This is a genomic window from Actinoplanes sp. NPDC004185 (assembly GCF_053603475.1).
This window is the reverse complement of the sequence record NZ_JBSGFR010000056.1, coordinates 1-13,349: the sequence shown is the minus strand read 5'-3', so window position 1 is coordinate 13,349 and position 13,349 is coordinate 1. Positions and strand designations below refer to the sequence as shown.

Genomic DNA, 13,349 nt, shown 5'->3' with positions numbered 1-13,349 from the left:
AGACGCGCCCGTGTGGACTCTTTCCGGATTCATCGACGAGATCTCCCCCGACTTCACCGAGCAGTGCCGGGTGGCGGCCGGCCTGGGCCTGAGGTTCGCCGAGATCCGCAGCGCGTGGCAGGTCAACATCCTCGACCTGGATCCGGCCCAGCTCGGCGTCCTGAAGCGCACGCTGGCCGGCCACGACCTGCGGGTGTCCAGCATCGGCTCGCCGATCGGCAAGATCTTCATCGACGAGGACTTCACCCCGCACCTGGACCGGATGCGGCACGCCGCCGACGTCGCGCGCTTCTTCGACGCCCCGTACGTGCGGATCTTCTCGTTCTTCCTGCGGCCGGGGGCCGACCCGGCCGCCCACCGCGACGAGGTGATCGACCGGATGCGCGCGCTGGCCCGGGTCGCCGAGGACGCCGACCTGATCCTGCTGCACGAGAACGAGAAGGAGATCTACGGCGATGTGCCGGCCCGGTGCCTGGACGTGGTCCGTTCCGTCGGCTCGCCGCACCTGCGGCTGGCCTGGGACCCGGCCAACTTCGTCCAGGTCGGGGTCCGGCCCTACACCGACGGGTACGCGGTGCTGCGCCCGCACGTGGAGTACGTCCAGATCAAGGACGCGCTCGCCGGGGACGGCACCGTGGTCCCGGCCGGCAAGGGCGACGGCGAGGTCGACCGGACCATCCGCGCGCTGCACCACGACGGCTTCGACGGGTTCTTCTCGCTCGAACCACACCTGAGCGCGGCCACGGCCACCGGCGGGTTCTCCGGCGAGGAACTGTTCCGCACCGCCTGGCAGGCGTTCACCGACCTGCTCACGACCCAGGGAATCGAGTACACATGAGCAACCTGCGCAGGATCGCCCTGGTGGGCGCCGGGGTCATCGGACGCCACCACGGGCTGGTGGTCGGCCAGCTGGCGGACCGGGTCGAGCTGGTCGCGGTGGCCGACGTCGACACCGTACGGGCCGAGCAGCTCGCCTCCGAGCGGGGTGGCCGGCCGTACCCGTCGCTGACCGCCGCACTGTCCGCCGAGGAGATCGACGTGGTCGTGGTGTGCACGCCCACCGGGTTGCACGGCGAGGTGGCCGTCGAGGCGCTGCGGGCCGGCAAGCACGTCATCGTCGAGAAGCCGGCCGAGCTCACGGTGGCCCGTACGGACGAGATCATCGAGGCCCGGGACAAGGCCGGCACGCTGGTCACGGTGATCTCGCAGCACCGCTTCGACCCGGCCACCGAGACCACCCTGGCCGCCATCGGCCGGGGCGAGTTCGGCCGGCTGACCTCGGGCATCGCCTCGATCGACTGGTGGCGCGGGCAGAGCTACTACGACTCCGGCGACTGGCGGGGCACGTGGGAGCTCGACGGCGGCGGCGCCCTGATGAACCAGGGCGTGCACACGGTGGACCTGCTGGTCGCGGCGCTGGGCCGGCCGGTCGAGGTGTTCGCGTACGCCGGCACGCTGGCCCACGAGCGGATCGAGGTCGAGGATGTCGCGGCCGGCGTCGTGCGTTTCGAGAGCGGTGCCCTGGGCGTGCTGCACGCCACCACCGCCGCCTATCCGGGGCTCAGCGCCCGGCTGCAGGTGCACGGCGACCGCGGCTCGGCGGTCATCGACAACGACCAGCTCGCGTTCTTCCACGCCACCGCGGCGGGCCGCGAGCCCGAGGAGAAGCTGATGGGTACGACGCAGAGCACCTCGGTCCCCACCGCGGGCAGCAACCCCGGCAGCCTGTCCGACGCCCACCGCCTGCAGTACCTGAACTTCCTCGGCGCGCTCGACGGGACCGAGCAGCTGCGGGTGGACCTGGAGACCAACCGGCAGTCGATCGGCGTCATCACCGGCGCGTACGAGTCCGCGCGGACCGGACGGCCGGTGCGCCTGTCATGAGCACCCCACGCATCGCCGCCAATCCCATCCCGTACTGGAGCCGGGCCGGCAAGACCCGGGAGGTGTTCGCCGAGGCGTTCCGGGACTTCCAGGAGATCGGCTTCACCGCGGTCAAGGCCGACGTGCCCGACGACATGACCGCGGCGGAGTACCGGGACTGGATCGCCGGTTACGGCTTGGCCCCGGCGCTGAGCCTCTTCAGCTCGCCGTTCGACGAGACGGTCGATCTGACCGCGGAGGTCGAGCGGGCCAAGCGGTTCGCGGCGGCCCAGGTGGCGCTCGGCCTCGACCGTACGATGATCTCGTCGATGGCCGTGCCCGCCCGGATGGCCGAACCGGCCGTCGGTGCCGATTTCGACGCGGGCCGGCTCGCCCGCGCGATCGACAGCTGCGGCACGGTCTGCCGGGTGTTGCAGGCCGAAGGGCTGCGCCCGCTGCACCACTCGCACGTCGGCGGCGTCTTCGAGACCGAGGACGAGATCGTGCGCCTGCTCGACGACCTCGGCCCCGCCGTGATCGGCTTCGGACCCGACACCGGTCACCTGCGCTGGGCCGGCATCGACCCGGCGCCGTTCATCCGGCGCTACGCCGACCGGCTGGGCGGCATCCATCTCAAGGACTGCTTCCCGGACCTGCTGAGCCCGCAGCGCCGCGCGGGGATGAGTTACCACGAGGTGCAGGCCACCAGGCGGCTGTGGGCCGAGCCCGGTCTGGGCGTCGTGGACTTCGCGGCGGTGCTCGCCGCCGTGCCGGCGGACTACGACGGCGACTTCATGATCGAGGTGGACGAGCCCAGCATGGAGTCCCGGGCCGAGTCGCACCGCATCTCGTTCGAGTGGGCCCGGCGCAATCTGCCGGTGCAGGGCGGAGGATGAGGGACATGACTTCCCTGACGACCCGTACCGGGCAGCGCGCCGCCCGGGTCGGTGGCGCGGACCGCGTCCTCGGCGCTCGCGAGGTCACCGACTTCATCGCCGAACAGCTGGCCGGCATCGACGCCGACGGGCTCAGCGTCTGCGTGCTGGTGCCCGACGCGACCCGCAACTGCCCGCTGCCGCTGCTGGTCAGCGCGGTGCACCGGGCCCTGCACGGGCGCGCCTCCCGGCTCACCGTGCTGATCGCGCTGGGCACGCACGGGGCGATGAGCGACGACGCGCTGGCCGAGCACCTCGGCTACCGCGGGCGGGACCTGGCCGAGGTCTATCCCGGCACGACCGTGCTCAACCACGAGTGGTGGAAGCCGGAGACCTTCGCCGACCTGGGCACCATCCCGTCCGCCCGGATCGAGGAGCTCTCCGAGGGCCGGATGAGCGGCGACGTGGAGGTGCTGCTCAACCGGGCGGTGGTCGATCACGACATCGCCCTGGTGGTCGGGCCGGTGCTGCCGCACGAGGTGGTGGGCATGTCCGGCGGCAACAAGTACTTCTTCCCCGGCGTGGCCGGCCAGAGGATCATCGACGTGTCGCACTGGCTCGGCGCGCTGATCACCTCGGCCGAGATCATCGGGACGACCGAGGTCACGCCGGTGCGGGCGCTGATCAACGACGGCGCCGCGCTGATCCCCGCGCGCACGTACGCGCTGTGCGTGGTGACCGCCGAGACGCCGGAGGAGGACGACGGCGTCCCGGCGGACAGCGACCGCAGCAGCGCGCTGCACTCGGTGTCCTTCGGCGACTGCATCTCGTCCTGGGAGAGCGCCGCCGAGATCAGCGCCGCGACCCACGTGACCTACCTCGACGCGCCGGTCCGCCGGGTGCTGTCGCTGGTCCCGGCCATGTACGGCGAGATCTGGACCGGCGCCAAGGGCTTCTACAAGGTCGAGCCGGTGGTGGCCGACGGCGGCGAGGTCATCCTGTACGCCCCGCACATCCGCGAGATCGCCACCAGCCACCCGGAGATCCACGAGATCGGCTACCACTGCCGCGACTACTTCGTGCGGCAGTGGGACGCCTTCCAGCACATCCACTGGGGGGTGCTCGCGCACTCCACGCACCTGCGCGGCGCCGGCACGTACGACCCGGCGACCGGTGAGGAGCGGCTCCGGGTCGACGTGACCCTGGCGACCGGCATCCCCGAGGAGACCTGCCGCGCGCTGAACCTGGGCTACCGCGACCCGGCCACGATCGACGTCGCCGAGTTCACCGCCGACCCCGGCACATTGGTCGTGCCGCGGGCCGGGGAGGTGCTCTTCCGCCTGCGCTGAGTCGTCGACTGGCGGACGACCAGGCGGACCGGGAGCACCAGGGGCGTGCCGCTGGGCCGGGTGCCGTGCCACACCGCGATGCAGTTGCGCACCCCGGTGAGGCCCATCCGGTACAGCGGCGAGGCGATCGTGGTCAGCTGCGGATTGACCAGCTCGTCGTAGACGATGTTGTCGAAGCCGACCACGCTGACGTCGTGCGGGACGGTGACCCCCAGCTTGTGCAGCCCGTTCATGATCCCGATGGCCAGCATGTCGTTGTACGCGAGCACCGCCGTCGCGCCCAGCTCGGCCACCCGCCGCGCCGCGCTCAGCCCGGCCAGCACGGTCGGCTCGTTGGGGCCGATGCGCCGTACGTCGAGCGGCAGGTGAGCCGCCGCCTCCCGCAGCGCCCGCCAGCGCACCCCGTCCGCCCAGCTGATCTCCGGGCCGGCCACGTACAGCACGGTGTCGTGGCCCAGCGCGCAGAGGTGTTCGGCCGCCTGCCGGATTCCGCGCTCGTTGTCGTTCACCACGCAGCTGGCCTCGGGGATGATCCGGTTGAGCAGCACCACCGGCTTCTGCTTGGCCATCATCCGCAGCGCCGAGTCGCTCATCCGGGAACTGGCGATGACGATGCCGTCGACCTGCTCCATCTCACGCTCGATGGTCTGCCGCTCGACCTCCGGCGACTCGTTGGTGTGCAGCAGGACCAGCTGGTAGCCGGCCTCGCGGGCGGCTTCGTACCCGCCTTTGATGATCTCGCCGTAGAACGGGTTGGTGACGTCGGCGATGACCAGCCCGATCGAACGGTGCGTGGGCCGGCGCCCGGGCTGCTGGCCGTTGAGCGGTCCGGACCGGTAGCCCAGGCGTTCCGCCGCCCGGAAGATCTTCTGCGCGGTCTCGGCGTGTACCCGGCCCGGCCGCGAGTAGGCCCGGGACACGGTGGAGGCGGCCACGCCGGCTTCCCGCGCGACGTCGTAGATCGTCGGGCGTCGCCCCATGCCGCTCATCGTAGGCCGGGTCCGGTCAAAAGACGCCGGCCCGATATTCACCGCTGTCGTGGTATGCGGCCCCCACGACCAGCCCGGCCGCGGCGGCCGCGGCGATGGCCTGCTGCAGCACCAGCCGCTCGGGACGCCCGAGCCGGCGGGCCGCCGCGGCGACGTCGTCGAACTCGGGCATGACCTGGGTGATGACGCCGTCCCGGTGGGCCACCTTCACGGCGATCGGGCCGCCGTCCAGCTCGATGTCCACGAAGGTCCGCGGGACGGCACGGCGGTGCAGCAGCTGTTCGCGGACACCCAGCGTGCTCGTGTCGCGGAGCATCCGTTCACGCAGCTCATCGGCGCGTTGCGGCCGGCACAGCACGCTCAGCGTGTGCGCGGGACGGCCCTTCTTCATGACGATGGGTACGAGCCACGCGTCGGCCGCCCCGTCGGCCAGCAGCCCGGCCAGCACTCCCGGCCACAGCCGGGGGTCGAGATCGTCGACGTTGGTCTCCAGCATGATCATCGCCTCGGCGGGCTCCGCGGACGTCAGCACGCCGACCAGGACCCGGACCACGTTCGCCCGCCCCGGGGTGTCCCGGCCGCCGGCCCCGGACCCGACCTCCTCGACCGTCATGGCCGGCAGGTCCTCGCAGGACGAGGCCAGGGCGCGGATCGTCGCCATCCCGGTCGGGGTGGCCAGCTCGCCGGGGCCACCGGCGCGGATCCGCCAGCCGCGGGCCAGCTGCGCCACGGCCGGGACGGGGACCGGCAGGTCGCCGTGTCCGGACCGGACCCGCCCGGATCCCACCGCGACCTCACCCGCGGACACGGTGGTGATGTCGAGCTCCGCCAGGGCGGCACAGACACCGACCACGTCCGCGATGGAGTCCAGCGCGCCGACCTCGTGGAAGTGCACGTCGTCGACCGGGATGCCGTGCACCCGCGCCTCCGCTTCCGCGAGGCGGGCGAACACGTCACCCGCCCGGTCGCGGACCCGGCCGGGCAGGTCGGCCCGGGTGAGCAGCTCGCGGATGCCGGGCCAGGTGCGGTGTGGTGGGTCGGCCACCAGTGGCTGCGCGTCGACCTTGAGCGCCCGCAGCCCGGCCCGGGTCACCGTCGTCGCCGTGAGCTGGATCGAGCCGGGGAGCACCGCGTCGATCGCCCGCTGGACGGAGGCGAGTCCGGCTCCCGCGTCGACGAGGGCGCCGAGCAGCATGTCGCCGGCCACGCCCGCCGACGCGTCGATCCACGCGTGCCGGCCGCGGCTCACGCGTCGTCCGCCGGGGCAGCGATCTGGGCGGCGAGATGGCCGGCGCCGTACCCGTTGTCGATGTTGACCACCGCGACGCCGGGCGCGCAGGAGTTGAGCATGGTGAGCAGCGGGGCGAGCCCGCCGAAGGCGGCGCCGTAGCCCACGGAGGTCGGCACGGCGACCACCGGGGCGGCGACCAGGCCGGCCACCACGCTGGGCAGGGCACCGTCCATCCCGGCGACCACCACGACGACCCGGGCCCGGCGCAGCAGGTCGAGTTGGCCGAGCACACGGTGCAGGCCGGCCACCCCCACGTCGACCACCAGCTCGGTACGCCGACCCAGGTAGCGCGCGGTCTGCATCGCCTCCCGGGCCACCCGCAGGTCGGAGGTGCCGGCCGCGACCACGGCTATCAGCCCGCCGGTGCTCTCCGGCGGCCCGGGCGGCCAGGCGAGCAGAGCCGCCTCGGTGTCGTGCAGGGCGTCGGGCAGCTCGTGCAGGACCGCCTTGGCGTGTTCCGGGCCGGCCCGGGTGAACAGGGTGACCACGTCGGGACGGGCGCGCACGGCGGCCGCGATGCCGGCGACCTGCTCCGGCGTCTTGCCCTCGCAGTAGACCGCTTCCGGATAGCCGCGGCGGGCGGTGCGCTCGAGATCCAGCCGCGCAAAGGCGGACAGCTCGTCAGACATCGCCGGCCCGGACCAGCGGCAGGGTGAAGGCGCCGGACTGCACGCCGGTCAGGTCGACGGTGACGAAGCGGAACCCGGCCGCCACGACGGCGTCGCGGATCGCCGTGCGCAGCGGATCGGTGACGGCGCGCGGCAGGTCCTCGGGGGGTAGCTCGACGCGGGCGATGTCGCCGTGATGGCGTACCCGCAGGTCGGCGAAGCCCAGCCGGCGCAGCGCCGCCTCGGCCTGGTCGATCTGGCGCAGCTTGCGCGGCACGACCTCGTTGAAGTGGGGGATCCGGGACGCGAGGCAGGGCGCGGCCGGTTTGTCCGCGCACGGCAGCCCCAGCTCCCGGGCGATGCCGCGGACCGCCGCCTTGTCGAGCCCGGCGTCCGCGAGCGGCCGCAGCACCCGGTGCTCGACCGCGGCGCGGGCACCCGGCCGGTCCGGCCGGCGGGCGTCGTCGGCGTTCTCGCCGTACGCGACGGCGTCCAGCCGGTGCGCGGCCACGACCTCGTCGGCGATCACCGTGAACAGCTCGTCCTTGCAGTGGAAGCAGCGGTCCGGCCCGTTGGCCCGGTACGCCGCCCGGTCGCCCTCGTGGGTCAGCACCTCGACGACGGCGACCCCGATGTGGTCGGCGACCCGGTGCGCGGCGGCGCGTTCGTCGGCGGCGAGGCTGGGGGAGACGCCCAGGATCGGGACGACCCGGGCGCGGCCCAGCGCCCGGACCGCCAGGGCGAGCAGGACGGAGGAGTCGACGCCGCCGGAGAACGCCACGCCCAGCCGGCCGATCCCGGCGAGCCGGTCGGTGACGGCGGCGGCACCGATCATGGAGTGTCCTTCCAGCGACGGGATGTCCGGTCCGTCCACCATCCCATGCGTCCGTCCCGGGCATTGGCAAGCGATTGCCAGAAGTTGTGCTGCGTCAGCCGCCCTCCGAGGAGTGACCGGGGAAGAGGTGGGCGTCCGGATCGATGGCCACGGCCGCGTTGTTCACGGCGGTGGCCGCCTCGCCGAAGCCGGTGGCGATCAGCCGGATCTTGCCCGGATAGTCCACGATGTCGCCCGCGGCGAACACCCGCGGCAGGTTGGTGGCCATCGTGCTGCTCACCACGACGCGCCGGCGGTCCAGCTGCATTCCCCACTCCGCGAGCGGGCCCAGATCCGCGGTGAAGCCCAGCGCGGCGACCACGGTGTCGACCGGGATGCGCCGCGCACTCTCGCGGTCCACAGCCACGTCCGCGTGCGTCACCGTCTCCGGGCCGTGCAGGGCGGTGACCTGGGCGTTCACCAGGATGGTGACGGGCAGCGCCTGGACCCGGGCGACCGTGGCGGCGTGGGCCCGGAACCGGTCGCGCCGGTGCACCAACGTCACCGAACGCGCCACGGTGTGCAGGGCGAGCGCCCAGTCGAAGGCCGAGTCGCCACCGCCGACGATGAGCACATCGTGCCCGGTGAGCTCGGCCGGCTGCGGCACGAAGTAGACGATCCCGGCACCGGCGTACCCCTGGGCGGCGGGCAGCGGGCGAGGAGTGAAGCTGCCCAGGCCACCGGTCACGATGACCGCGCCACAGCTCAGGTCGCTGCCGTCGGCCAGGTGCAACACCGGCAGCCCGTCGCGGTACGAGAGCTTCTCCGCGCGTACCCCGAGAAGGTAGTGCGGCGCGAACGGCGCCGCCTGGGCGACCAGGTTGGTGACCAGGTCGCGGCCCTTGATCGACGGCAGGCCGGCGACATCGAAGATGTCCTTCTCCGGATACAGGGCGGTGATCTGCCCGCCGGGTTCCGGCAGCGTGTCCACCACCGCCACGGTCAGGCCGCGGAAGCCCGCGTAGTACGCGGCGAACAGCCCGGTGGGACCGGCCCCGATGACGGCGACATCGACTGCTCGCATCTCTTCGCTCACCCCTTGCGGCCCTGAGTGGCCACGCCCTCGACGAAATAGCGCTGGCACAGGAAGAAAGCGATGATCATCGGTACGGTGGTGAGCACCGCACCGGCCAGCACGACCTCCCACCGCGCCTCGCCGGCCTGGCCGAACTGGTCGAGGATCGACTTCATCCCGCGAGGCATCGTGAACAGTGCCGGATCACGCAGGTAGATGAGTGGCTTGAGCAGGTCCGACCAGCTCGCCCGCAGCTCGAACACGAACGACACGATCAGCGCCGGCTTGCACAGCGGCACCGCGATCCGCCAGAACAGCCGCCAGTAGCCGGCGCCGTCCACCCGGGCCGCCTCGAACAGCTCCCGGGGCACGCCCAGGAAGAACTGCCGGATCAGGAAGATGTAGAACGCGCTGCCGAACAGGTTGGTCGCCCACAGCGGCACCTGCGTGGCGGCCAGGCCCAGCTCGTTCCAGATGAGGTACGTCGGGATCATCGTGACCGCGCCGGGCAGCATCATCGTGCCGATCACCGAGGCGAACAGCGCGTTGCGGCCGGGGAAGCGGAAATACGCGAAGCCGAACGCGACGATCGCGCTCGACACGGTCACCGCCGCGGCCGCGGCCAGCGCGACCACGACGCTGTTGACCAGCCAGGTGAACACCGGCGCGGCCGACCAGATGGTGGCGTAGTTCTCCGGTGCCCAGTGCTGCGGCACCAGTGCGTTGTCGAAGACCTCCGGCCGCGGCTTGAGTGAAGCGCTGACCAGCCAGACGAACGGGTACACGAAGATCACGGCGGCGCCGGCGAGCGCTGTCCACAGCACCCAGCGGTGCCGTTGCCGGCGTCCGGAAGGGCGGGACGCGCCGGGGTCCACGGGGGCGAGCAGCTGCGGTTCCTGCAGCGCGGTCATGGCCTCACTCGCTCTCGTAGTAGACGAAGCGCCGGCTGAGGCGGACCTGGACCAGCGTGATCAGCACGATGATCAGGAACAGCAGCCAGGCCAGGGCCGACGCGTACCCCATGTGCAGGAACTGGAACGCCTGCTGGAACAGGTAGATGACGTAGAACAGGGCCGCGTCGTTGCCGTAGGTCTGCTGGTTGGCGCTGCCGAAGAACGCGGTGTAGACCTCGTCGAAGGTCTGCAGCGAGCTGATCGTGTTGATGACCAGCGTGAAGAACAGGGCACCGCTGATCATCGGCACGGTCACCGCCCGGAACCGGGCCCACGGTGACGCGCCGTCCATCTCGGCCGCCTCGTAGAGGTCCCGGGGAACGTTCTGCAACGCGGCCAGATAGATGATCACCGTGCTGCCCAGGCTCCAGGCGCTCATCAGCACGAGCCCGGGCTTGATCCACGGCCCGTCCGAGGTCCAGTCCGGCCCGGTGATGCCGACCCACCCGAGCACCTCGTTGATCAGGCCGACCTGACCGTTGAAGAGCAGCAGGAACAGCACGCCCACGGCCACCTTCGGGGTGATAGTGGGCAGGTAGAAGATGGTCCGGAAGAACCCGGCCGACCGGCGCCCGGCCCGGGCCAGCAGCATGGCCAGTCCCAGGGCCACCGCCATGGTCAGCGGCACGTGCAGCACGGTGTAGAACATCGTGTTGGCCAGGCTGGTGCGCACCTTGGGATCGGCCAGCAGCATCCGGTAGTTCTCCCCGCCGACGAGGTCCGTGCTGGTCAGCACGTCGTAGTCGGTGAAGGACAGCACCAGGCTGGCGACCATCGGCCCGGCCAGGAACACCAGGAAGCCGACGATCCAGGGCGAGAGGAAGCCGTACGCGGCCCAGATCTCGCGGCGGCGCGCGGTCATCTCAGGAGCCGCTGTTGGCTTTGTCCAGGGCGGCCTGGGCCTGTTGCTGAGCCTGGGCGAGCGCCTGGGCCGGCTGCTGCTTGCCGGCGAGGACCCGGTTGACCGCGTCCTGCCAGGCCGCCTTGAACTCCTCACCGGCCGCGAGGGCCGGCTCGGAGAACCCGGCCTGCTGGGTCTGCAGGACGGTCTGCACGGCCGCGTCGAACCCGGCGTGGCCGGTCGGCTTCACGACGTCCTTGAAGATCACCTCGTCGGCCTTGACGTTGCCGGTGAACAGGCCGGTGAACGGCGCGCCCTTGGCCTGGCGGGCCGCCGCCCGGGCCTTGGCGGCCGCGATCCAGGAGCCGGCCTCGGTCATCTTCTTGATCCATTTGCAGGCCTGGGCGGGATGGGCGCTCTTGGCCGGGATGGCCCAGGCGTTGCCGGTGATCCAGTCGACCGGCTGCCCGTCGACCCCGCGGAACGGCGCGACGGTCAGCTTCACGTCGGGGGAGCTCTCGCCCAGCACGCTGAGGTAGAAGTCCTCCATCGGGAACCCGCCGAGCTGGTCGGTGGCGAACTGGTTCTTCGCGCCGAAGAAGTCGAACGAGTCCCGGAAGGACTTGAACTTCGCCCAGCCGCCCTGCGCGTTGATCAGGGCGACGGTGAAGGTGAGCGCCTCGACCACCTTCGGATCGGTCAGCTGCGCGGTCCTGCCGTCCGCGCTGACCAGCGAGCCGCCGTTGGCCCGGGCCCACAACGGCAGGAACTCGGGGATCTTGGGGTCGAAGCCGATCCGGGACAGCTTGCCCCCGCGCTGCGCGGTGAGCTTGCGGGTGGCGGTGGTCAGGGCCGGCCAGTCGGCGGTGCTGAACGACGCGGGGTCGAGCCCGGCCTCGGCGAAGGCGGTGTCGTTGAGCATGAGGACCCGGTTGTTGTAGAACTCCGGCAGGCCGTACAGCGTGCCGCCCAGGGTGGCCTCGGCTACCGCGGCCGGGCGGAACTGTCCCAGGTCGATCTTCTCGCGCTCGACGCAGTCGGTCAGCGGCACGATCGCCTTCTTGACCGCGTACGTGCCGAGCAGCCGGCGTTCCAGGTAGACCAGGTCGGGCGGGCTGCCCGACGCCACCGCGGACAGGAACTGCTGGGCGCTGAAGCTGCCCTCGGACGCCTTGGCGCTGCTGGGGGCGATCGCGGCGTTGGCGGCGTCGAACCGGGTCGTCGCGACCTCGTCACCGGTGCCGAACCCCATCATGGTCAGGGTCACCTGAGCATTACCGGAGTCCTCGCCGGAGCTGCCCACTCCGCCACAGCCGGCCGCGATCGCGACCACGAGGGCGGCACTCACTGCCGCCCGGATCGATCGGATGAACATCGATGTTCTCCTGTCGGCGCACGTTCCCGTAGCCGGAATATAGGATCGCGTCGATCCCTCCGCAATTCGGGACGCCCGGCGCCGGCCGCGGGCCGCCCGGGCAGCACGATCAATGCCACCGCCCCGGCGATGACCAGGCCGGCCAGGACAGTGCGACCACCCAGCGGCTCGTCCAGCAGCCACCAGCCGAGCAGCACGGCCACCACCGGATTGACGAGGGCGTAGGTGCCGGCGACCCGGGCCGGAGCGTGCCGCAGCAGCCACTCGTACGCGCTGTAGGCCAGCAGGCTGCCGAACACGATCAGGTAGCCCACCGCCAGCAGCGAGCCGGTCACGGCCGCGGACAGGTCGATCCGGGCGAACTCGCCGCCCAGCCCACCGAGCACGGCCAGGGCGGCGCCGGCACAGATCATCTCCACGGCGCTGGCCAGCAGCGGCTGCTCCGGGTGTGCGGTGTGCCGGCCGTACACCGAGCCGAGGCCCCAGCACATCGCCCCGCCCAGGGCCACGGCCGCGGCGAGCGGGTCGGGCGCGGTACCGGAGAACGGGTTCACCAGCACGCCCACGCCGGCGATCCCGGCGACCAGGCCCACCGCGACCGGCGCGCTGATCCGTTCCCGGTCGACGATCCGGGTGCCCAGCACCATCCACAGCGGGATGGTGGCGAGCAGCAGGGCCGCCGTACCGGAGGAGATCTCCTGCTCCGCCCACGTCGCCCCGCCGGTGCCGGCGGCCGGCAGCAGCAGGCCCTGAACCAGGCCGGCCCGCCACTGCGCCCGGGTGGGCCGGCGCCAGCCCTGCTCCGGCCGGCGTCGGCGCCGCCACGCACACCAGGCGTAGAGCAGCAGCCCGGCGACGAGAAAACGCACCGCGCTGAGGGTCAGTGGCGGCAGGTGCTCGACGGCGACCTTCAGGGCCAGATACGTCGAGCCCCAGACCACGTACACGATCGCGAGGGGTCCGAGGAGAGGCATACCTTCACCGTGCCCCGGACCGGGACGGCAGACTTGCCAGGCATCCCGCAGTTTCTGCCAAGATGGCACGATGCCGTCGGACGTCGCGGTGGTGGTCGCCGCCCCGGTGCCGGCCTTCGAGCTGGGCATCGTCAGTGAGCTGTTCGGGCTGCGCCGGCTGGACCCGGAGCTGCCGTCGTACCGGTATGCGGTCTGCGCCGAGCGGCGCACGCCGATGCCCACCTCCACCGGCTTCCGGGTCACCCCGACCCACACCCTGCGCCGGCTCGCCACCGCCGACCTGATCATCGTCACCGGCGCCGCCCCGCCGATCCCGCCCCCGACGCCCGCGCTCCTGGCGGC

At 72.1% G+C, this 13,349-nt stretch carries 13 protein-coding genes and 1 pseudogene; 5 read left to right on the top strand and 9 right to left on the bottom strand.

Annotated elements, in window-relative coordinates; genetic code table 11:
- Nucleotides 1-10 precede the first annotated feature (10 nt).
- Genes ACWEOZ_RS37900 through ACWEOZ_RS37885 form a run of 4 tightly spaced genes read left to right on the top strand, consistent with a single transcriptional unit; the run spans nucleotide 11 to nucleotide 4,087 of the window.
- Nucleotides 11-838, top strand: coding sequence for a sugar phosphate isomerase/epimerase family protein (locus ACWEOZ_RS37900; protein ID WP_451915497.1), 828 nt, complete (start codon nucleotides 11-13; stop codon nucleotides 836-838).
- Nucleotides 835-1,884, top strand: coding sequence for a Gfo/Idh/MocA family protein (locus ACWEOZ_RS37895; RefSeq protein WP_451915496.1), 1,050 nt, complete (start codon nucleotides 835-837; stop codon nucleotides 1,882-1,884). The genes ACWEOZ_RS37900 and ACWEOZ_RS37895 overlap by 4 nt, the downstream gene beginning before the upstream one ends.
- Nucleotides 1,881-2,759, top strand: a complete 879-nt coding sequence (locus ACWEOZ_RS37890; RefSeq protein ID WP_451915495.1) for a sugar phosphate isomerase/epimerase family protein — start codon at nucleotides 1,881-1,883, stop codon at nucleotides 2,757-2,759. Before ACWEOZ_RS37895 ends, ACWEOZ_RS37890 begins: the two co-directional genes overlap by 4 nt.
- Before the next feature lie 5 nt (nucleotides 2,760-2,764).
- Nucleotides 2,765-4,087 carry a lactate racemase domain-containing protein gene (locus tag ACWEOZ_RS37885; protein ID WP_451915494.1) on the top strand — a complete coding sequence of 441 codons (1,323 nt, stop codon included), beginning with the start codon at nucleotides 2,765-2,767 and terminating at the stop codon, nucleotides 4,085-4,087.
- Here the strand turns inward: ACWEOZ_RS37885 and ACWEOZ_RS37880 are convergent.
- The 9 genes from ACWEOZ_RS37880 to ACWEOZ_RS37840 are packed head-to-tail and all read right to left on the bottom strand — an operon-like array spanning nucleotide 3,988 to nucleotide 13,007.
- Nucleotides 3,988-5,067: a LacI family DNA-binding transcriptional regulator gene (locus ACWEOZ_RS37880; protein WP_451915493.1), complete on the bottom strand. Its 1,080-nt coding sequence runs from the start codon at nucleotides 5,065-5,067 to the stop codon at nucleotides 3,988-3,990. The genes ACWEOZ_RS37885 and ACWEOZ_RS37880 overlap by 100 nt on opposite strands.
- A 25-nt stretch (nucleotides 5,068-5,092) precedes the next feature.
- A complete protein-coding gene (larC, locus tag ACWEOZ_RS37875) occupies nucleotides 5,093-6,325 on the bottom strand; it encodes a nickel pincer cofactor biosynthesis protein LarC (protein WP_451915492.1) in 1,233 nt (410 codons plus the stop codon).
- On the bottom strand, nucleotides 6,322-6,996 hold the full coding sequence (gene larB / locus ACWEOZ_RS37870; RefSeq protein ID WP_451915491.1) for a nickel pincer cofactor biosynthesis protein LarB: 675 nt from the start codon (nucleotides 6,994-6,996) through the stop codon (nucleotides 6,322-6,324). The genes larC and larB overlap by 4 nt, the downstream gene beginning before the upstream one ends.
- Entirely contained in the window at nucleotides 6,989-7,852 is an 864-nt protein-coding gene (larE, locus tag ACWEOZ_RS37865; protein WP_451915490.1) for an ATP-dependent sacrificial sulfur transferase LarE, read from the bottom strand. The genes larB and larE overlap by 8 nt, the downstream gene beginning before the upstream one ends.
- 52 nt (nucleotides 7,853-7,904) lie before the next feature.
- Nucleotides 7,905-8,873 carry an NAD(P)/FAD-dependent oxidoreductase gene (locus ACWEOZ_RS37860; RefSeq protein ID WP_451915489.1) on the bottom strand — a complete coding sequence of 323 codons (969 nt, stop codon included), beginning with the start codon at nucleotides 8,871-8,873 and terminating at the stop codon, nucleotides 7,905-7,907.
- An 8-nt stretch (nucleotides 8,874-8,881) separates the two neighbouring features.
- Nucleotides 8,882-9,775, bottom strand: a complete 894-nt coding sequence (locus tag ACWEOZ_RS37855) for a carbohydrate ABC transporter permease (RefSeq protein WP_451915488.1) — start codon at nucleotides 9,773-9,775, stop codon at nucleotides 8,882-8,884.
- A gap of 4 nt (nucleotides 9,776-9,779) precedes the next feature.
- Nucleotides 9,780-10,679, bottom strand: a complete 900-nt coding sequence (locus ACWEOZ_RS37850; RefSeq protein ID WP_451915487.1) for a carbohydrate ABC transporter permease — start codon at nucleotides 10,677-10,679, stop codon at nucleotides 9,780-9,782.
- Nucleotide 10,680: 1 nt separating this feature from the next.
- A complete protein-coding gene (locus tag ACWEOZ_RS37845) occupies nucleotides 10,681-12,033 on the bottom strand; it encodes an ABC transporter substrate-binding protein (protein ID WP_451915486.1) in 1,353 nt (450 codons plus the stop codon).
- Complete coding sequence (locus ACWEOZ_RS37840; protein WP_451915485.1) at nucleotides 12,003-13,007, bottom strand: EamA family transporter; 1,005 nt, start codon at nucleotides 13,005-13,007, stop codon at nucleotides 12,003-12,005. The genes ACWEOZ_RS37845 and ACWEOZ_RS37840 overlap by 31 nt, the downstream gene beginning before the upstream one ends.
- A 70-nt stretch (nucleotides 13,008-13,077) precedes the next feature.
- Here ACWEOZ_RS37840 and ACWEOZ_RS37835 point away from each other — a divergent pair.
- Nucleotides 13,078-13,349, top strand: a pseudogene (locus ACWEOZ_RS37835) (AraC family transcriptional regulator); the annotation flags it as partial.